The organism is Mycolicibacterium baixiangningiae, from assembly GCF_016313185.1.
GTDB classification, from domain to species: Bacteria; Actinomycetota; Actinomycetes; order Mycobacteriales; family Mycobacteriaceae; genus Mycobacterium; species Mycobacterium baixiangningiae.
On the sequence record NZ_CP066218.1, the window covers coordinates 1885548 to 1905906 of the forward strand.

The 20359-nt window shown below is 69.7% G+C and carries 18 protein-coding genes; 13 read left to right on the forward strand and 5 right to left on the reverse strand.

All coding sequences use genetic code 11. The features are described from left to right. Positions 1-54: 54 nt before the first annotated feature. Both glgB and I7X18_RS08860 read right to left on the reverse strand, forming a co-directional pair. Positions 55-2334: a 1,4-alpha-glucan branching protein GlgB gene (glgB, locus tag I7X18_RS08855; RefSeq protein WP_193046909.1), complete on the reverse strand. Its 2280-nt coding sequence runs from the start codon at positions 2332-2334 to the stop codon at positions 55-57. 7 nt (positions 2335-2341) lie between these two features. Beyond that, the gene (locus I7X18_RS08860; protein ID WP_193046910.1) at positions 2342-4429 is read right to left on the reverse strand and encodes an alpha-1,4-glucan--maltose-1-phosphate maltosyltransferase; all 2088 of its coding nucleotides are present in this window, start codon (positions 4427-4429) and stop codon (positions 2342-2344) included. A 189-nt stretch (positions 4430-4618) separates the two neighbouring features. Between I7X18_RS08860 and I7X18_RS08865 the strand changes: the two genes are divergently transcribed. Then, positions 4619-7201 carry a glycosyltransferase family 1 protein gene (locus tag I7X18_RS08865; RefSeq protein ID WP_193046911.1) on the forward strand — a complete coding sequence of 861 codons (2583 nt, stop codon included), beginning with the start codon at positions 4619-4621 and terminating at the stop codon, positions 7199-7201. Continuing rightward, complete coding sequence (locus I7X18_RS08870; RefSeq protein WP_193046912.1) at positions 7198-8040, forward strand: Vgb family protein; 843 nt, start codon at positions 7198-7200, stop codon at positions 8038-8040. Before I7X18_RS08865 ends, I7X18_RS08870 begins: the two co-directional genes overlap by 4 nt. A 4-nt stretch (positions 8041-8044) precedes the next feature. Here I7X18_RS08870 and I7X18_RS08875 read toward each other — a convergent pair whose 3' ends face one another. The 3 genes from I7X18_RS08875 to I7X18_RS08885 are packed head-to-tail and all read right to left on the reverse strand — an operon-like array spanning position 8045 to position 12804. Beyond that, positions 8045-9490 carry a neutral zinc metallopeptidase gene (locus tag I7X18_RS08875; RefSeq protein WP_193046913.1) on the reverse strand — a complete coding sequence of 482 codons (1446 nt, stop codon included), beginning with the start codon at positions 9488-9490 and terminating at the stop codon, positions 8045-8047. 39 nt (positions 9491-9529) lie between these two features. Then, a complete protein-coding gene (locus tag I7X18_RS08880; RefSeq protein WP_193046914.1) occupies positions 9530-11527 on the reverse strand; it encodes an ATP-dependent DNA helicase in 1998 nt (665 codons plus the stop codon). 2 nt (positions 11528-11529) lie between these two features. Then, entirely contained in the window at positions 11530-12804 is a 1275-nt protein-coding gene (locus I7X18_RS08885) for a nicotinate phosphoribosyltransferase (RefSeq protein WP_232375489.1), read from the reverse strand. An 87-nt stretch (positions 12805-12891) separates the two neighbouring features. Between I7X18_RS08885 and clpS the strand changes: the two genes are divergently transcribed. The 11 genes from clpS (at position 12892) to rdgB (ending at position 20338) form a co-directional block, all read left to right on the forward strand. Further along, on the forward strand, positions 12892-13203 hold the full coding sequence (gene clpS / locus I7X18_RS08890; protein WP_193046916.1) for an ATP-dependent Clp protease adapter ClpS: 312 nt from the start codon (positions 12892-12894) through the stop codon (positions 13201-13203). Between the two features lie 14 nt (positions 13204-13217). After that, entirely contained in the window at positions 13218-13805 is a 588-nt protein-coding gene (aosR, locus tag I7X18_RS08895; protein ID WP_193046917.1) for an oxidative stress transcriptional regulator AosR, read from the forward strand. Next, positions 13802-14842, forward strand: coding sequence for a P1 family peptidase (locus I7X18_RS08900; RefSeq protein WP_193046918.1), 1041 nt, complete (start codon positions 13802-13804; stop codon positions 14840-14842). Before aosR ends, I7X18_RS08900 begins: the two co-directional genes overlap by 4 nt. 10 nt (positions 14843-14852) lie before the next feature. After that, the gene (locus I7X18_RS08905; RefSeq protein WP_193046919.1) at positions 14853-15266 is read left to right on the forward strand and encodes a M67 family metallopeptidase; all 414 of its coding nucleotides are present in this window, start codon (positions 14853-14855) and stop codon (positions 15264-15266) included. A gap of 13 nt (positions 15267-15279) precedes the next feature. Further along, positions 15280-15561 (forward strand): MoaD/ThiS family protein, encoded by a 282-nt coding sequence (locus I7X18_RS08910; protein WP_193046920.1) that lies wholly within the window; start codon positions 15280-15282, stop codon positions 15559-15561. Positions 15562-15563: 2 nt separating this feature from the next. Next, a complete protein-coding gene (locus I7X18_RS08915; protein ID WP_193046921.1) occupies positions 15564-16535 on the forward strand; it encodes a PLP-dependent cysteine synthase family protein in 972 nt (323 codons plus the stop codon). Next, positions 16526-17212, forward strand: a complete 687-nt coding sequence (locus I7X18_RS08920; protein WP_193046922.1) for a rhomboid family protein — start codon at positions 16526-16528, stop codon at positions 17210-17212. Before I7X18_RS08915 ends, I7X18_RS08920 begins: the two co-directional genes overlap by 10 nt. Before the next feature lie 8 nt (positions 17213-17220). Next, on the forward strand, positions 17221-18051 hold the full coding sequence (gene murI / locus I7X18_RS08925) for a glutamate racemase (protein WP_193047270.1): 831 nt from the start codon (positions 17221-17223) through the stop codon (positions 18049-18051). Between the two features lie 75 nt (positions 18052-18126). Next, positions 18127-18900 (forward strand): cyclic nucleotide-degrading phosphodiesterase, encoded by a 774-nt coding sequence (locus tag I7X18_RS08930; RefSeq protein WP_193046923.1) that lies wholly within the window; start codon positions 18127-18129, stop codon positions 18898-18900. 35 nt (positions 18901-18935) lie between these two features. After that, entirely contained in the window at positions 18936-19718 is a 783-nt protein-coding gene (gene rph / locus I7X18_RS08935; RefSeq protein WP_193046924.1) for a ribonuclease PH, read from the forward strand. Between the two features lie 5 nt (positions 19719-19723). Next, on the forward strand, positions 19724-20338 hold the full coding sequence (gene rdgB, locus I7X18_RS08940) for an RdgB/HAM1 family non-canonical purine NTP pyrophosphatase (protein WP_193046925.1): 615 nt from the start codon (positions 19724-19726) through the stop codon (positions 20336-20338). The last annotated feature ends 21 nt before the right edge of the window (positions 20339-20359 follow it).

A 20359-nucleotide genomic window follows, 5' to 3' on the forward strand; every position in this document is an offset into this window, starting at 1 on the left:
GGGGAGATCGCCGTCCGAGCGTTATCGGCGATCTCCCCGCAGTCTCGAGGCGCGTTACGACAGCGGCGGGTCGGTCGCAGGCTCCTGCTCCACGGGGGCCTCGGCGGGCACCGGTTCGAACCACAGCGCGGACAGCGGCGGCAGCACCATCACCGCCGAGGCGGACCTGCCGTGCCACGGCTCGTCAGTCGCCTGGACCGCGCCGTAGTTGCCGATCCCCGCACCGTTGTAGTCGGCGGCGTCGGTGTTGAGCACCTCACGCCACGTCCCGGCGTGCGGAAGTCCCAGCCGGTATTGGCTGTGCTCGGCGCCGGAGAAGTTGAACACACACGCCAGCACCGACCCGTCGTCGCCGTAGCGCAGGAAGCTCAGCACGTTGTTGGTCGAATCGTTGGCGTCGATCCACGAGTAACCCTCGGGGCTGGAGTCGTACGACCACAGCGCCCGGCGCCCGGTGTAGACCCGGTTCATGTCCGAGATCATCCGCAGGATGCCGCCGGAGTAGCTGTTCTCGTCGAGCTGGTACCAGTCGACGCCGCGCTCCTCGGACCACTCCGCGCGCTGGCCGAACTCCTGACCCTGGAACAGCAACTGCTTACCGGGATGCGCCCACTGGTAGGCGAGCAGCTGGCGGACGCCCGCGGCCTTGCGGTGATCGTCACCGGGCATCCGTGCCCACAGCGTGCCCTTGCCGTGCACCACCTCGTCGTGGCTGATCGGCAGCACGTAGTTCTCGCTGAATGCGTAGAGCATCGAGAACGTCATCTCGTGGTGGTGGAAGCTGCGGTGGATCGGGTCGCGGCTGATGAACGCCAGCGTGTCGTTCATCCAGCCCATGTTCCACTTCATCGAGAAGCCCAGCCCGCCCAGATTGGTCGGACGGGTCACGCCGGGCCACGACGTCGACTCCTCGGCGATCGTCACGATGCCCGGGCTGGCCTTGTGCACGGTGGCGTTCATCTCCTGCAGGAACTGCACGGCCTCGAGGTTCTCCCGGCCGCCGTAGATGTTCGGCGTCCAGCCGCCCTCGGGCCGCGAGTAGTCCAGGTAGAGCATCGAGGCGACGGCGTCGACCCGCAGTCCGTCGACGTGGAACTCCTGCAGCCAGTACAGCGCGTTGGCGACCAGGAAGTTCCGCACCTCGGACCGGCCGAAGTCGAAAACGTATGTGCCCCAGTCGAGTTGTTCACCGCGGCGGGGGTCGGCGTGTTCGTAGAGTGCGGTGCCGTCAAACCGGCCCAGCGCCCAGGCGTCCTTGGGGAAGTGCGCGGGAACCCAGTCGACGATGACCCCGATGCCGGCCTGGTGCAGCCGGTCGACCAGGTATCGGAACTCGTCCGGCGTGCCCAGCCGTGACGTCGGCGCGTAGTACGACGTGACCTGGTAACCCCACGATCCGCCGAACGGGTGCTCGGCCACGGGCAGCATCTCGACGTGGGTGAACCCGTGTTCGACGACGTACTCGGTCAGCTGGTCGGCGAGCTCCACGTAGGACAGGCCGGGCCGCCACGACATGAGGTGGACCTCGAGGGTGCTCATCGGCTCGAACACCGGGTTCTGGGCGGCGCGCTGCGTCATCCACGCGTCGTCGTTCCACGTGTAGGTGCTCGTGGTGACCCGCGACGCCCGCTGCGGGGGCACCTCGGTGGCGAAGGCCATCGGGTCGGCACGCTCGCTCACCACGCCGTCGGCGCCGTGGATGCGGAACTTGTAGAGGCCGTCGATCGGGAAGTCCGGCCAGAAGAGCTCCCACACCCCCGTCGAGCCGAGGACGCGCAGTTGCGCCTCGTTGCCCTCCCAGTGGTTGAAGTCGCCGATGAGCTGAACGCCCTTGGCGTTGGGTGCCCACACCGCGAAGGACACGCCGTCGACGACGCCGTCGGGGGTGTCGAAGCTGCGGGGGTGGGCGCCGAGCACCTCCCACAGCCGTTCGTGGCGACCCTCGGAGAACAGGTGCAGGTCCATCTCGCCCAGCGTGGGCAGGAACCGGTACGCGTCGGCGGTGTGGTGCACGTGCGGCTGGTCCCCGCCGTGGTCGTAGCTCACCTCGAGGCGGTAGTCGATCAGCCCGTTGAACGGCAGCGTCACCGCGAACAGGCCCGCCTCCAGATGGGTGAAGACGTGGCGCTCACCGCCGACGACGGCGGCGACCTCCGTCGCGTGCGGACGGTAGGCGCGGATCACGGTGTGGTCGTCGTACTCGTGCGCCCCGAGGATCGAATGCGGGTCGTGGTGTTCACCGGCCAGCAGCCGGTTCAGATCGGCGGTGTGCGGCCGCAGATGCGGGCTCACCGTGTTCTTGGTGTCCTCGGTCACTCGCTTTGTCTTGGCCATGCGTGTGTCACTCCCTACGCAGCAGGTTGAGTCGTTGATCGGCGGGCACCTGGGGCATGTTGAGCACGTGCGCCACCGCCCGGGCGGGATCGATGCGCACGTAGTTCGACTGTCCCCACTGGTATTCCTCTCCGGTGATCTCGTCGCGCACCCAGAACCTGTCGTAAGGCTCCATTCCCAATGCGGCCATGTCCAACCACACCGTGGCCTCCTCGGGCCCGAATGGGTTGAGTGTCACCACGACGAGAACCTGGTCACCGGTGGCCGGGTCGAACTTGCTGTAGGCCAGGACCGCGTCGTTGTCCGGAAAGTGGAACTTGATGGTGCGCAGTTCGTGCAGTGCGGGGTGCACCCGGCGAATCTCGTTGAGGCGCGCGATGAATGGTTCGAGCGACTCACCGTCGGCCAGCGCGGCGTCGAAATCACGTGGGCGCAGCTCGTACTTCTCGGAGTTCAGATACTCCTCGCTGCCCTCCCGCACGGCCCGGTGTTCGAACAGTTCGTAACCGGAGTACACACCCCACACCGAACTCATCGTCGACGCCAGCACCGCGCGGATCGCGAACATGCCCGGACCGCCGTGCTGCAGGCTCTCGTGCAGGATGTCGGGGGTGTTGACGAACAAGTTGGGCCGCGCGTAGTCGGCGTGTTCGGCGATCTGCTCGCCGAACTCGGTCAACTCGGCCTTCGACGTGCGCCACGTGAAGTACGTATACGACTGCGTGTAGCCGAGTTTCGCCAACCCGTACAGCCGGGCCGGCCGGGTGAACGCCTCCGCCAGGAACAGCACGTCGGGGTCTTCGTTCTTGATCTCCCCGATCAGCCACGCCCAGAAGTTGGGCGGTTTGGTGTGGGGGTTGTCGACACGAAATACCTTGACCCCGTGCGAGATCCAGAAACGGACCACCCGCAGCACTTCCATGTAGAGCCCGGCGGGGTCGTTGTCGAAGTTGAGCGGATAGATGTCCTGGTACTTCTTGGGTGGATTCTCCGCGTAGGCGATGGTCCCGTCGGGCAGCACGGTGAACCACTCCGGATGGTCGCGTGCCCAGGGGTGGTCCGGTGCGCACTGCAGCGCCAGGTCCAGTGCCACCTCGAGGCCTTCGGCCTGCGCTGCGGCGACGAACTCGTCGAAATCGTCGATGGTGCCCAGCTCAGGGTGGACGGCGTCGTGCCCGCCCTCGTCGCTGCCGATCGCCCATGGCGAGCCGACGTCGTGGGGCCCGGCGGTGACGCTGTTGTTGGGGCCCTTGCGGTGCACCTTGCCGATCGGGTGGATCGGGGGAAGGTAGACGACATCGAAACCCATGCGGGCGACGCGGGGCAGCGCCTTGGTCGCGGTGGCGAAGGTGCCGTGCACCGGGTTGCCCTGGCTGTCCCACCCGCCGGTGGACCGGGGGAAGAACTCGTACCACGAGCCGAAACGGGCCAGCGGACGATCTACCCACACCCCGTATTGCTCTCCGCGCGTGACCAATTCGCGCAGCGGATACTGATCGAGCAACGCCGTGACGTCGGGCGCCAGCGCGGCGCCCGCCCGGGTGAACGGGTCACCGGGTGTGCGCAACTGCTCCACGGCCTCGGCCAGGGGGTAGCGGTCCTGGCGCGGCACGCCGGTGGCGGCGCGCTCCAGCAGGCGGGCGCCCACCAGCAGGTCGTTGTCCAACTCCGACTCGCTCTGCCCGGCGTCGAGTTTGACGGTCACGTTGTGCCGCCACGTCGCGATCGGATCGCCCCAGCCGTCGACGCGGTAGGTCCACAGCCCGACGGTGTCCGGGACGAACTGCCCGTGGAACACATCCGGCATACGACCCTCGCTCATCGGCAGCGCCTGCGGTTTGATGCGCGGCGACGGCAGAACGACGTCCTCGATCGGGACGGCCTCTGCGGTACCCAGCCGGCCCACGGGGGCGTCGGCGAGGTCGGGATAGGTCGTGCCGTGATAGCGCACCACCAGCGTCGCGGACACGGCGTCATGACCCTCACGCCAGACCGTGGCGCTCACCGGCACTACTTCTCCCACCACCGCTTTGGCCGGATACCTCCCGCCGGATACCACGGGCGCGACGTCATCGATTCCGATACGGCCGGCCACATCACTCCTCTGAAATCGGCGCGGCCACCAGCATCGTCGGTGTGGCCACACTTGTCGGTTAGGTGTCGACAGGTCCCTGTTGACCTTTCCCGCGCCCTATACCCACCGTAGTGCGCGGCCCAACCCGAAGCAGGTCAACGAATCGGTGAGACGCTGCGGGTCGCGGATAAGCCAGTAAGGTAAAGCCACGTGAAAGCGCTGCGCAGGTTCACCGTCCGAGCCCACCTTCCCGACCGTCTCACCGCGCTCGAGCGGTTGTCGATCAACCTGCGCTGGTCGTGGGACAAACCCACCCAGGATCTGTTCGCCGACATCGACCCGAAGCTGTGGCAGCAGATCGGCTGCGATCCGGTGGCGTTGCTCGGCGGCGTGAAACCGAGCCGGCTCGACGAACTCGCCCGCGACGACGCGTTCGTCCGCCGTCTCGACGAATTGGCCGCCGATCTCGACGACTACCTGAGCCGCCCGCTGTGGTACCAGCAGCAGGTCGAGCACGGCGAGGCGCTGCCCAACGGCATCGCGTACTTCTCGATGGAGTTCGGCGTTGCCGAGGTGCTGCCGAACTACTCGGGCGGCCTCGGCATCCTCGCCGGTGACCACCTCAAGTCGGCATCCGATCTCGGTCTGCCGCTGATCGCGGTCGGCCTGTATTACCGCTCCGGATATTTCCGTCAGTCGCTGACCGCCGACGGTTGGCAGCACGAGAACTATCCGTCGCTGGATCCGCAGGGGCTGCCCTTGCGGCTGTTGACCGACGCCGACGACAACCAGGTGCTCGTCGAACTGGCCATGCCCGACGACGCCTCGCTGCGCGCGCGGGTCTGGGTGGCCCAGGTCGGGCGGATCCCGTTGCTGCTGCTCGACTCCGACATCCCCGAGAACGACCACGATCTGCGCGGGGTCACCGACCGCCTGTACGGCGGCGACCAGGAACACCGGATCAAACAGGAGATCCTCGCCGGTATCGGCGGTGTCCGGGCGATCCGGGCGTTCACCAAGGTGGAGGGTTTGCCGTCACCGGAGGTCTTCCACATGAACGAGGGCCACGCCGGCTTCCTCGGCGTGGAGCGCATCCGCGAATTGATCGACGCGGGACTCGATTTCGACACCTCGCTCACGGTGGTTCGGTCCTCGACGGTGTTCACCACGCACACCCCGGTGCCCGCCGGAATCGACCGGTTCCCGGTCGAGATGATCAAGCGGTATTTCGGCGCCGACCAGCTCCTGCCCGGGGTGCCGCTGGACCGGATCATCGGGTTCGGCGCCGAGGAAGACCTGTCGAAGTTCAACATGGCCCACATGGGGCTGCGGCTGGCGCAGCGGGCCAACGGTGTCTCGCTACTGCACGGCCGGGTCAGCCGGGAGATGTTCAACGAGCTGTGGCCGGGCTTCGATCCGAACGAGGTGCCCATCGGCTCGATCACCAATGGGGTGCACGCCCCCACGTGGGCGGCGCCGCAGTGGCTGGAACTCGGCCGTGAACTGCTCGGCAGCCAGGACCTGGGTCCCCTGCGGGAGACCGACACGTGGGAGCGCCTCAAGGAGGTCGATCCGGGTCACCTGTGGTGGATCCGCTCGCAACTGCGCCGCTCGCTGGTCGAGGACGTCCGGGCGCGGTTGCGCCGGTCCTGGCTGGAACGGGGTGCGGCCGAAGCTGAGCTGGGTTGGATCGCAACGGCTTTCGATCCCGATGTGCTGACCATCGGCTTCGCCCGCCGGGTGCCCACCTACAAGCGGCTGACGCTGATGCTGCGCGATCCGGCCCGGCTGGAGAAGCTGCTGCTGGACAAGGAGCGGCCGGTGCAGCTGATCGTGGCAGGCAAATCGCACCCCGCCGACGACGGCGGCAAAGCGCTGATCCAGCAGGTGGTGCGGTTCGCCGACCGCCACGAGGTGCGCCACCGCATCGCGTTCCTGCCGGACTACGACATGTCGATGGCGCGGCAGCTGTACTACGGCTGCGACGTCTGGCTGAACAACCCGCTGCGGCCGCTGGAGGCGTGCGGTACCTCCGGCATGAAGAGCGCGCTCAACGGCGGGCTGAACCTGTCGATCCGCGACGGTTGGTGGGACGAGTGGTTCGACGGCGAGAACGGCTGGGAGATCCCGACCGCCGACGGCCTGGCCGACGAGACGCGTCGCGACGACCTCGAGGCCGCCGCCCTCTACGACCTCGTCGAACAGTCGGTGGCCCCGAGGTTCTACGAGCGCGACGAACAGGGCATACCGCTGCGTTGGGTCGAGATGGTGCGCCACACCCTGCGGGTGCTGGGCCCGAAGGTGCTGGCGTCGCGGATGGTGCGTGACTACACCCAGAAGTACTACGCGCCTGCCGCACAGTCGCTGCGGCAGACCGTGGAGGCCGCCGACGGGGTGACATTCGGTGCCGCAAGCGCACTGGCCGACTACCGGCGCCGGGTGCAGCTGGCGTGGCCGAAGGTCACGATCAGCGACGTCGACAGCTCCGGACTTCCCGACACCCCGCTGATCAACTCGGAGCTGACGCTGACCGCGACGGTGGCGCTGGCGGGTCTGCAACCCGACGAGGTGTCCGTGCAGGCGGTGATCGGCCGGGTCGATGCGAGCGATACGTTGCTCGATCCCGTGGCGGTGCCGATGGAGCACACCGGCACCGCCGACGGCGGCCGCGAGATCTTCGAGACCACGACGCCGCTGCCGGTGGCCGGGCCGGTGGGCTACACCGTCCGCGTGCTCCCGCATCACCGCCTGCTGGCCGCCGACAACGAACTCGGCCTGGTCGCACTGGCGTGAGCGCGGTCCGCGAGCTCGGGGGAGGCCCCTACGCGCTGGCGGCCGGAGCGGACGGGGCGATGTGGGTGACGCTCGTGCACGATGGGGCGATCGCGCGGGTCGGGCCCGACGGTGCCGTCGACCGCTTCCCCGTGGGTGCCGGCGCGCGCCCGTCGCTCATCACGTCCGGACCAGACGGGGCGCTGTGGTTCACCCGCAACGGCGACGACCGGATCGGTCGCATCACCACCGCCGGTGAGCTCACCGAGTTCGCGCTCGCCGTAGGCAGCGCGCCGTTCGGCATCTGCGTCGGTGCCGACGGCGCCCTGTGGTTCACCGAGATGGGTTCGGGCGGTATCGGCCGCATCACCGTCGACGGCGAGGTCAGCGGGTGTGCAACGGTTCGCGGCACCCCGTCGATGATCACCCGCGGGCCCGACGATGCGCTGTGGTTCACGCTCAACCAGGGCAACGCCATCGGTCGGCTGGACCCGGCCGGCGGGGTGACGCTGCGCGCGCTGCCGACACCGGGGTCGGGGCCGGTGGGCATCACCGCCACCCACGACGACTCGATCTGGTTCACCGAGATCCTCGGCGACCGGCTGGGCCGGATCCCGCTCGACGGGGCGCTGCAGGAGATCGAGCTGCCCGGTAAACCGCACGCGGTCGTCGCCGACCCCGCCGACGGGGTGTGGGTGAGCCTGTGGGGCGCCGACCAGTTGGCCCGGGTCAGCGGCGACGGTGACGTGGTGACCATGGATCTGCCCGAGGGAAGCGAACCGCACGGTCTGGCGATCGGTCCCGACGGCGTGCTGTGGGTGGCGCTGGAAGCCGGGTTCGTCGTGCGCATGCCCGGCTGAGGTGTCAGGGAAAGCGGGCCAGGCACCGCTGTTCGTCACCGAGGACACCGACGCGGAACGCGTCGATACGGGCGAAACCGGACGGCACCGACTCGCCGTTGACGTCGCTCGCGGCGAGCCCGTTGGTGAGGATTCCCGACACCGCCTCGTCGAGATCGCCCGCGGTCAGGGCGATGGTGTTGCCGTCGGGGGTGGTGACGTTGCGGGTCAGCTCGGTGGTGGCGGCCCCCGTGAGGCACGCCGTCCGCAGCGCCGCCTCCGCGGTGTCGAGCACCAGACCGCGCTCGTGCTGGACCGCCTGCAGGTAGCGCGACATCAACACCGAGTAGGCGGTGTTGTCGCCCGTCGCCAGGCCGCTGGTCCCGACGTCTTCCTGCTGGGCGCCCATCACCTCCAGTCCCGGCAGGTCGACGACGAGGGTGTTGGTGGCCGGGCAGTAGGACACCGGCGGGCTGGGGCGCGCATCCGGGCAGGTGTCGGCGGCCTCGGCGGTGAAGTCGAGCTTCGGGGGCCGGGCCGGCTGGAAGGCGATGTTCATCGCGTCGACGATCGAGCGCACGGAGTCCGCGGTCACCGGCAGTTCGCCGGTCTGGTCCTCCGGCAGCAGCACCGGCAGATCGCCGCGGCGCTGGCCGATCTCGCGCAGGTCGATCGCCGCGCACGAGCCGGGACCGTCGGTGAAGCCGAACTGGAATGCCGACACGCGTTCGAACGCCGAGCCGTGCTCGTCGATGCCGGCGAGCTCGTCGCTCTCGCTGAACAACGGGTCGCGGAACGCGATGACGGCTGACAGCACTTCGTTCAGACCGTCACTCGTGCTCAAGGTGAAGCGCGGAGACGACCCTTCGGCCACCCAGCGCATGTAGGCCCCGGCGAAGCAGTCGGCCTGCTGTTCGGACACCAGGATCGGGGTGTCGCGCCGGTTCAGCCGGGCCTGGTGCTCGACGGCGTGGCCGTACTCGTGGGCGAGCACCATCGCCACCCCCATATCGCCGTTCGCGGCCCGCAGCGCGGGGAGTAGTTCGCCGCGGTCCCAGCCGATCGTGTTGTCCACCAGGCAGAACCCGGCGTTGACCAGACCGATGGTGTCGGCGCCGCAGAACATGCCGTCGTAATCAGCCGAATCCCAGGACACCAGCGCGTCGACGGGGGTGAACTCGGCACCGTCGAACGTCTCCGGATAGGCCTGCGCCCAGAACTCCTCGATATCGCTGATCGCCGCGGCGGCCAGCGCATCGGTATCCCCGCCGTCGGAGTCGGTGACCTCGCGGCGGGGCTCCTCGGCGTCGGGACGCAGACCCGTCGGGCCGTCGGTGGCCACCATCCCGGCCACGCGGAACGGGTCGTCGAACACCGACACGGGACGGCCCTGCAGCGTCGTCGAGCAGCCTGCGGCCACCATCGCCGCCACCGCGAGGACCCCGGCGCCGAACATCTGCCGTCGGCTCATGTGGGCGCCTCCCGGGTCGAGTCCCCTGAACAATAGATGTCAGGCGCCGGCACGGAGCCGTTCGAGGGCGGCGCGCACCCGGGTCGGGTCGGTGGTGGCCCAGAACGGAGGCAGGGACGCGCGCAGGTATCCGCTGTATCGGGCGGTGGCCATCCGCGAGTCCAGTACGGCGACGACACCGCGGTCGTCGGTGCGGCGCAGCAACCGGCCCGCGCCCTGGGCGAGCAACAGCGCGGCGTGCGAGGCCGCCACCGCCATGAACCCGTTGCCGCCGTGGGCGGTGACCGCCCGCTGCCGGGCGGTCAGCAACGGATCGTCGGGCCGCGGGAACGGAATCCGGTCGATGAGCACCAGCGACAGGGACGGACCCGGCACGTCGACGCCCTGCCACAGCGACAGCGTGCCGAACAGGGACGTCTGCGGATCGGCGGCGAACCGCTCCACCAGCGCCGACGTGGTGTCCTCGCCCTGACACAACACCGGGGTGTCGAGGCGCTCCCGCATCACCTCCGCGGCGGCCTTCGCCGCGCGCATCGAGGAGAACAGCCCGAGCGTGCGCCCGCCCGCGGCGGTGATCAGCGCTTCGATCTCCTTGAGCTGCTCGGCCGAACCCGTGCCGTCGCGGCCGGGCGGCGGCAGGTGCGCGGCGACGTAGAGGATGCCGGCCTTGGCGTGATCGAACGGCGAGCCGACGTCGACTCCGTGCCACTTCGTCTCGGCCAGGCCCCATCCCCGGGCCATGGCGTCGAAGTTGCCGCCCACGGTGAGGGTCGCCGAGGTCAGCACTGTCGTCGCATGGTCGAACAGGCGGGTGCGCAGCAGGCCGGCCACCGACAGCGGGGCCACCCGCAGGATCGCGCTGACCGATCCGGAGCCACCGCCCTCGTGGTCGAGCCACACCACGTCGAGCCGGTCGGGAATGGCGGGGACGAAGGAGTCCAGGATCCGGGAGGCGGTGTCGCGGACATCGGTCAGTGCGGTCACCGCCTCGCTGCGCGCCGCGGCGGCCTTCGGATCACTGGGTGCGGTGTCGATGGCCGTCCGCGCCCGGTCGGCCGCATCGCGCAGCGCCGTCAGATAGGTGGCGAGCTCTTCGTCGAGCCGGTCGATGCGCCCGGGCGTCCCGTCGTGGATGGCCGACGACACGGTGGCGACCGCCGCCTCCAGCCGATCCGCCAGCTCGCCGTCCACCAACCGCGCCACCCTGCGGTGCGCGATGCCCATCGAGGTCGCCGACAGTTCACCGGTCGCCACCGACGTCACCCGGTCGGCCAGCTCGTGGGCCTCGTCGACCACCACCGCGCTGTGTTCGGGCAGCACCGCGGCGTCCGACATCGCGTCGATCGCCAGCAGCGCGTGGTTGGTCACCACCACGTCGACGTCGGCGGCTTTTCCGCGGGCCTTCTCGGCGAAGCAGTCGGTGCCGTAGGGGCAGCGGGTGACGCCGATGCACTCGCGGGCCGACACGCTGACCTGACGCCACGACCGGTCGGGGACGCCGGGTCGCAGTTCGTCGCGGTCACCGGTTTCGGTGTCCGACGCCCACTTGGTCAGCCGCTGCACGTCCCGGCCCAGCGCGGTCGCCGCGACCGCATCGAAGAGCTCCTCCTGCGGGCGGTCGTCCGGGGCGTCCGTGGTCCCCGTGGTCCCGTTGTGGATCTTGTTCAGGCACAGGTAATTTCCGCGCCCCTTCAGCAGGGCGAACGCCGGCCGTCGGGGCAGCGCACCGGTCAGCGCGTCCGCGAGCCGGGGCAGATCGCGGTCGACGAGTTGGCGCTGCAGGGCGATCGTGGCGGTCGACACCACCACGGGCTGCCTCGCCGACACCGCGTGGGCGATCGCGGGCACCAGGTAGGCCAGTGACTTGCCGGTGCCGGTGCCGGCCTGCACGGCCAGGTGTTGACCGGTGTCGAAGGCGCGCGCCACGAGCCGGGCCATCTCGACCTGGCCGGAGCGTTCGGCGCCCCCGACCGCAGCCACGGCCGCGGCGAGCAGTTCGGTGACGCGGGTACTGGGGTCGTCGTTGCCCGTGGCCACTCCTAGGGTCGTCCGCCGCGGCGGGCGGGCGCGATCATCCGGGTGGAGATCGCCGGCTCGCCGCGGGAGAGCTTCAGTCCGTCCCACGGCAGGCTGTGCAGTCCGGCGGCGACCCGTTCGCGGGCCGCGCCGAGGCCCAGTTCGCCGACCGGTTCACCGGCGCGGACCAGCGGCACCGTCAACGGACGGAACTCGTAGTCCCCGGATTCGGGCGGCGGCGCGCCGAACGGGTGCACCACCTCCTCGACGATGGTGCCGGACGGTTTGACCAGCCGGCCCGCCTGTTTGCGTCCGCCGTGGGATTCCTTGTGGCTGCTGCGTTTCTCGACCGGCAGGCCGTCGACCTCGACGAGCTTGAAGACCATGCCCGCCGTCGGCTCGCCGGATCCGGTGACCACCGACGTGCCGACGCCGTAGATGTCGACCGGTTCGGCGCGCAGCGCGGCGATCGCGAACTCGTCGAGATCGCCGGACACGACGATGCGGGTGCCGGTCGCGCCGAGGCCGTCGAGTTGGGCGCGCACCTGCCGGGCCAGCACCCCGAGGTCGCCGGAGTCGATACGGACCGCACCCAGCTGCGGACCGGCCACCTCGACGGCGTTGGCGACGCCCGCGGTGATGTCGTAGGTGTCGACGAGCAGGGTGGTGTCCGCGCCGAGCGCGTCGACCTGGGCGCGGAACGCGGCGACCTCGTCCGGGCCGTCGTCTGTGGTGTGCAGCAGTGTGAAGGCGTGTGCGCTGGTCCCCATCGCGGGGACTCCGTAGCGGCGTTGCGCCTCCAGGTTGGAGCTTCCGGTGAATCCGGCCAGATAGGCGGCCCGGGCGGCGGCGACGGCCGCCTGTTCGTGGGTGCGCCGCGACCCCATCTCGATCAGCGGACGGCCCGCGGCCGCCCAGGCCATGCGGGCGGCGGCCGCGGCGATCGCGCTGTCGTGGTTGAAGATCGACAGGGCCAGCGTTTCGAGCACCACGCAGTCGGCGAATGTGCCGTGTATCGACAGCACCGGGGAGCCGGGAAAGTACAGCTCCCCCTCGGGATAGCCGTCGATGTCGCCGCGGAAGCGGTAGCCGGAGAGGTGCCGCAGGGTGTCGTCGTCGAGGAAGTCGGCGACCACGGCCAGCGCCGCATCATCGAAGGTGAACTCGCGCAACGCCTCGACGAAGCGTGCCGTCCCCGCGACCACGCCGTAGCGGCGGCCGTCGGGCAACCGGCGAGCGAAGATCTCGAACGTCGCGCGCCGGTGGGCGGTCCCGTCACGCAGCGCGGCCGCCAGCATCGTCAACTCGTATTTGTCGGTCAGCAGCGCGGCTGTCACAGCTGCCACCGTAACGGGTGGTGGGGGTGGCCCCGGTATCCTGACGCCATGGTTACACCGGCGAAAGCCCCGGGGACCCGGGAGCAACGCGATGTGGCCACGGTGCCGCATCAGGACGAGGCCACTGACACCCCATGGGTGACCATTGTCTGGGACGATCCGGTGAACCTCATGACGTACGTGACCTATGTCCTGCAGAAGCTGTTCGGGTACAGCGAACCGCATGCCACCAAGCTGATGCTGCAGGTCCACAACGAGGGCAAGGCGGTCGTATCGGCGGGCAGCCGGGAGTCCATGGAGGTCGACGTGTCGAAACTGCACGCAGCCGGGCTGTGGGCAACCATGCAGCAGGATCGCTGACCGGGGACGCTGGAGTGCGCAAATGGAAGCGGGTGCAGACCGCTGACGGTGCCAGGTTCCGTTCTGCCCTGGAGTCGCATGAGGCCGCGCTGCTGCAGAGTCTGGTCACGTCGGTGAAGGGCATGCTCGACGAACGCGAAACATCTGCTCCCGCAGACGAACTCGAAGAGATCACCGGGATGAGGACGGGGCATTCCGCGCCACCGCCAGACGCCACGATGAAGCGTCTGCTGCCGGACTTCTTCCGTTCGGCCACCGATCACCCGGCCGGTTCGGGTACGGCGGAGAGTCTCAACAGTGCGCTGCGCAGCCTGCATGAACCGGAGATCCTGGCCGCCAAACGCGATGCGGCACAACGACTGCTGGACACCGTGCCTGCCGGCGGCGGCCGCTTCGAGCTCACCGAGGACGATGCGCACGCCTGGGCCGCCGCGGTGAACGACGTCCGGCTGGCGCTGGGCGCCATGCTCGACATCGGATCCGCCGGGCCCGACGGGCTGCCGCCGGATCATCCGATGGCCGGACACGTCGACGTCTACCAGTGGCTGACCGTGTTGCAGGAGTATCTGGTGCTCAGCCTGGTCGGGAAGCCGATCCGATGACCGCCGGATCCATCACCGACGTGGGCGGGATCCGCGTCGGCCACCACGCCCGCCTGGACGGCGACGCCGGACTCGGCAGCGGGTGGGCCACCGGCACCACCGTCGTGCTCACCCCGCCCGGCACCGTCGGGGCGGTCGACGGCCGCGGCGGCGCCCCCGGCACCCGCGAGACCGATCTGCTCGATCCGAGCAATTCGGTGCGTCACGTCGACGCCGTCGTGCTCACCGGCGGCAGCGCCTACGGGCTGGCCGCCGCCGACGGGGTGATGACGTGGCTCGAACAGCAGGGCCGCGGCGTCGCCATGGACGGCGGTGTGGTGCCGATCGTGCCCGCCGCCGTGATCTTCGACCTGCCGGTCGGCGGCTGGGCGTGCCGGCCGGACGCGGAGTTCGGCCGCGCCGCCGCCGCGAGCGCCGGTGTCGACGTCGCTGTCGGGACGGTCGGTGCCGGGGTCGGCGCGCGGGCCGGTGTCCTCAAGGGCGGGGTCGGGACGGCCTCGATCACGCTGGACTCCGGGGTGACGGTCGGTGCGCTCGTCGTCGTCAACTCCGCGGGCGAGGCGTTCGACGCCACGACCGGCCTGCCGTGGATGTCCGAGTACGAGCGTGAGTTCGGTCTCACCGCGCCGCCTGCCGACCAGATCGCCGCCTACGCGGGCCGCCACCAGGAGCTCAGCCCGCTGAACACCACGATCGCCGTGGTCGCGACCGATGCGGCGATCAGCCCGGCCGGTTGCCGCCGGGTGGCCGTCGCCGCGCACGACGGACTGGCCCGCACCCTGCGGCCGTGCCACACCCCTCTCGATGGCGATACGGTGTTCACGCTGGCCACCGGTGCCGTCGAGGTGCCGCCGGACCCCACCACACCGGCGTCGATGTCGCCCGAGGTGCCGCTGCTGACCGCGATCGGAGCGGCCGCGGCGGACTGTCTGGCCCGCGCCGTGATGGTCGGGGTGCTGGCCGCGCAACCGGCCGCCGGAATACCGACGTATCGGGACCTGTTGCCCGGAGCGTTCGGACGAGAGGAAGCGCTGTGAGGAGGGTCGTGTGTTGACGATTCGCGCCGACCTGGTCGACGCCATGGTCGCCCATGCCCGCGCCGACCACCCGGACGAGGCATGCGGCATCATCGCCGGCCCGGAGGGGGCGGACCGGCCCGAGCGGCACATCGCGATGCTCAACGCCGAACGGTCTCCGACCTTCTACCGGTTCGACTCGATGGAGCAGCTGCGGGTCCACCGGGCGATGTCGAAAGCCGGCGAAGTGCCCGTCGTCATCTACCACTCGCACACCGCCACCGAGGCGTATCCGAGCCGCACCGACGTCTCGATCGCACAAGAGCCCGACGCGCACTATGTCCTTGTCTCCACTCGAGATCCGGACCAACACGAACTGCGCAGCTACCGCATCGTCGACGGTGTGGTCACCGAAGAGCCCGTCACGATCGTCGAACAGTACTGAGAGAAGGAACCCAATGTCTGTCACCGTCGAGATCCCGACCATCATGCGCACCCACACCGGGGGCGAGAAGCGCGTCAGCGCGTCCGGCGCGACGCTCGCCGACATCATCAGCGACCTCGAGGCGAATTACTCCGGCATCAGGGAGCGGCTCGTCGACAAGGACAACCCGGGCAAGCTGCAGCGCTTCGTCAACGTCTACGTCAACGACGAGGACGTCCGCTTCTCCGGCGGGATGGACACCGCGGTCTCCGACGGCGATTCGGTGACGATCCTGCCCGCCGTGGCGGGTGGCTGACCTTGCCCCGCTACGACTCCATCCTGCAGGCCCTCGGCAACACGCCGCTGGTGGGCTGCCCTCGGCTGTCACCGCGCTGGGATGACGACGAGCACGGACCGCATGTGCGGCTGTGGGCCAAGCTCGAGGACCGCAACCCCACCGGCTCGATCAAGGACCGGCCCGCGCTGCGGATGATCGAACAGGCCGAGCGCGACGGGCTGCTGCAGCCCGGCGCCACGATCCTGGAACCCACGAGCGGCAACACCGGCATCTCGCTGGCGATGGCCGCGCTGCTCAAGGGCTACCGGATGATCTGCGTGATGCCGGAGAACACGTCGATCGAGCGCAGGCAACTGCTCGAACTCTACGGCGCCCGCATCATCTTCTCGCCGGCCGAAGGCGGGTCAAACACCGCGGTCGCGCACGCCAAGGAGCTGGCGGCGGCCAACCCCGAGTGGGTCATGCTCTACCAGTACGGCAACCCCGCGAACGCCGACGCGCACTACTACGGCACCGGCCCCGAACTGCTCGCCGACCTGCCCGAGATCACCCACTTCGTGGCGGGTCTCGGCACCACCGGAACCCTGATGGGCGCCGGGCGGTTCCTGCGCGAAAAGGTGCCGGGGGTGCAGATCGTGGCCGCCGAACCGCGCTACGGCGAGGGCGTGTACGCCCTGCGCAACATCGACGAGGGCTTCATCCCCGAGCTGTACGACCCCGAGGTGCTGACCACCCGGTTCTCCGTGGGTTCGTTCGACGCGGTCAAGCGGACCCGCGAACTGGTCACCCGCGAGGGCATCTTCGCGGGGGTCTCGACCGGGGCGATCCTGCATGCCGCGCTGGGCATGGCGGCCAAGGCCGTCAAGGCGGGAGAGCGCGCGGACATCGCGTTCACCGTGTGCGATGCCGGCTGGAAATATCTGTCGACCGGTGCGTACGCCGGTAGCCTGGACGACGCCGAAGACGCGTTGGAAGGGCAGCTATGGGCATGACGGGCCCGACGGGATTTCCCGCCAATTCCCCGGCCCCGCAGAAGCGGCCGGCCTGGGTGGTCGGCGGCGCCACGATCCTCGGCTTCGTCGTCCTGCTCTATCTGATCGAACTGTTCGACTCGCTGACCGGCCACCAGCTCGACGACAACGGCATTCGGCCGCTGGAGACGGACGGTCTGTGGGGTGTGGTGTTCGCGCCGCTGCTGCATGCCAACTGGCAGCACCTCGTCGCCAACACCGGCCCGGCGCTGGTTCTCGGGTTTCTCATGACGCTGGCCGGGCTGTCCCGGTTCATCTATGCAACCGCGATCGTGTGGATACTGGGCGGGCTCGGCACCTGGCTGATCGGTAACCTCGGCGCGCCCCGCTACAACGGCGTGGTCGTGGAGACCAACCACATCGGGGCCTCGGGCCTCATCTTCGGCTGGCTGACGTTCCTGCTCGTCTTCGGCTTCTTCACCCGCAAGGTGTGGGAGATCGTCGTCGGGGTCATCGTGCTGTTCGTCTACGGCGGCATCCTGCTCGGCGTCCTGCCCGGCACACTCGGTGTGTCCTGGCAGGGGCACCTGTGCGGCGCCGTCGCCGGTGTCATCGCCGCCTACGTCCTGTCCAGTCCGGAACGCAAGGCGCGCGAACTGCGTCGGTCGCGGACCGCGCCGCCGTACCTGACGTCGTGACCGACGCGGTGAGCGCCCGGCTGGGGCCGGTCGGGATCTTCGATTCCGGTGTCGGCGGCCTCACCGTCGCGCGGGCCATCATCGACCAGCTGCCCGACGAGGACATCCTCTACGTCGGCGACACCGGCAACGGGCCGTACGGTCCGCTCACCATCCCGCAGGTCCGCGCCCACGCACTCGCGATCGGTGACGATCTGGTCGGCCGTGGGGTCAAGGCGTTGGTGATCGCCTGCAACACCGCGTCCGCGGCGTGTCTGCGCGACGCCCGGGAACGCTATGCCCCGGTGCCCGTGGTGGAGGTCATCCTGCCCGCGGTGCGCCGTGCCGCCGCGACCACTCGCAACGGCCGTATCGGGGTCATCGGGACCGCGGCGACCATCGCCTCGGGCGCGTACCAGGATGCGTTCGCCGCCGCCCGCGACACCGAGATCGTCGGCGTCGCCTGCCCACGGTTCGTCGACTTCGTCGAACGCGGCGTCACCAGCGGCCGCCAGGTCCTCGGACTCGCCGAGGGGTACCTCGAACCACTGCAGCGCGCCGACGTCGACACCCTGGTGCTCGGGTGCACGCACTACCCGATGTTGTCGGGTCTGATCCAGCTCGCGATGGGCGACCACGTCACCCTGGTGTCCAGTGCGGAGGAGACCGCCAAGGACCTGCTGCGCGTGCTCACCGAACTGGATCTACTGGCGCCGCACCCCGCCGATCCGGGTGCGACACCGGCCACCCGGGTCTTCGAATCCACCGGCGACCCAGCGGCTTTCACCGCCCTGGCGGCGCGCTTCCTCGGACCCAGTCTGGACGGGGTCCGCCCCGTCGCGCGCCGCGTCGACGCCTAGCGGGCGCGTCACCGGAGACGGCCCGCGGCAAACCGGCCATGTGTTCGTCAGCGGGGGAGCGGGCATGGCAAGCTAGTGGGCGTGCGAATCACCGTACTCGGTTGCTCCGGCAGTGTCGTCGGGCCTGATTCGCCGGCGTCCGGGTATCTCGTGACCGCACCCGACACCCCGCCGCTGGTGCTCGATTTCGGCGGTGGCGTGCTGGGTGCGCTGCAGCGCCACGCCGACCCGAACTCGGTGCACGTGCTGCTGAGCCACCTGCACGCCGACCATTGTCTGGACCTGCCCGGGCTGTTCGTGTGGCGGCGCTACCACCCGTCGCCCGCCACGGACCGCGGCGTGCTCTACGGGCCGGCCAACACCTGGGCCCGGCTGGGCGCCGCGTCGTCACCCGAGGGCGGGGAGATCGACGACATCTCCGACATCTTCGAGGTCCGGCACTGGTCGGACAACCAGGAAGTGCAGATCGGCGCGCTGTCGGTGCTGCCCCGGCTGGTGTGTCACCCGACCGAGTCCTACGGGATGCGCGTGACGGATCCGTCCGGCGCCACGTTCGTCTACAGCGGCGACACCGGTTTCTGTGATTCGCTCATCGACCTCGCCCGTGGTGCCGATGTGTTCCTTTGCGAGGCGTCGTGGACGCATTCGCCGGACCGTCCGCCCAAACTGCATCTGTCGGGGACCGAGGCAGGCCAGGCGGCGGCGCTCGCCGGCGTCGGGGAACTGTTACTCACCCACATCCCGCCGTGGACCTCGCGGGAGGACGTGATCAGCGAGGCGAAGGCGGAGTTCGACGGTCCGGTGCACGCGGTGGTGTGCAACGAGTCGTTCGACGTTACCCGGCGCTGAGACATCCCGTCGGGGCCAGCGGTTAGGGTTGGCTCGTGTCCAGACGAGAAGACGGTCGGCTTGACGACGAGTTGCGTCCGGTGCGCATCACCCGCGGATTCACCTCGCACCCGGCCGGTTCGGTACTGGTCGAGTTCGGGCAGACCCGGGTGATGTGCACGGCCAGCGTCACCGAAGGGGTGCCGCGCTGGCGTAAGGGGACGGGTCAGGGTTGGCTCACCGCCGAGTACGCCATGCTGCCCGCCGCGACGCACGACCGCTCCGACCGCGAATCGGTCAAGGGTCGCGTCGGCGGCCGCACCCAGGAGATCAGCCGGCTGATCGGCCGGTCGCTGCGCGCGTGTATCGACCTGAATGCGTTGGGGGAGAACACGATCGCCATCGACTGCGATGTGCTGCAGGCCGACGGCGGCACCCGCACCGCGGCCATCACCGGCGCATACGTCGCGCTGGCCGATGCGGTCACCTACCTCGCCGCGGGCGCCAAGCTGTCCGATCCGCGGCCGCTGTCCTGTGCGATCGCCGCGGTCAGCGTGGGTGTGGTCGACGGTCGCGTGCGAGTGGACCTGCCATATACCGAGGACTCGCGCGCCGAGGTCGACATGAACGTCGTCGCCACCGACACCGGCACGCTGGTCGAGATCCAGGGCACCGGCGAGGGCGCGACGTTCCCGCGCTCGACGCTCGACAAGCTGCTCGACCTGGCGATGGCGTCGTGCGAGCAGTTGTTCGTCGTCCAGCGCGAAGCCCTCGACGCGCCGTACCCCGGCGTGCTGCCGGAGCCTTCGTCGCCACCGAAGAAGGCGTTCGGAAGCTGACGGCCTTGGTTGACGTCCTGGTTGCCAGCCGCAACCGCAAGAAGTTGGCCGAACTGCACCGGGTGCTCGACACCGCGGGGGTGTCGGGGTTGACCCTGCGTTCGCTCGACGACGTCGCGCCGTTCGACGAGGCGCCGGAGACCGGGGCCACCTTCGAGGAGAACGCGTTGGCCAAGGCCCGCGACGCCTTCCGTGCGACCGGCGTCGCAGCCGTGGCGGACGACTCAGGACTCGAGGTCGACGCGCTCAACGGGATGCCCGGGGTGCTCTCGGCCCGCTGGGGCGGGACCCATGGCGACGATGCCGCGAACACCGCACTGCTGCTCGCTCAACTGCGCGACGTGCCCGACGAGCGGCGGGGCGCGGCGTTCGTGTCCGCGTGCGCGCTCGTGTTCGGCACCGTGGACGCACCTCAAGAAGTCGTGGTGCGCGGCGTGTGGCGGGGCGCCATCACCCGGGCGCCGCGCGGCGGGGGCGGGTTCGGCTACGATCCGGTGTTCCTCCCCGAAGACTCCGACCGCACGGCCGCCGAGTTGACGCCGGCCGAGAAGGACGCCGCCTCGCACCGCGGACGGGCACTCGCACAGCTGGTTCCGGCGCTGCGCGCGCTCGCCGGCTGACGTCACATCCCGGCAAGTTTT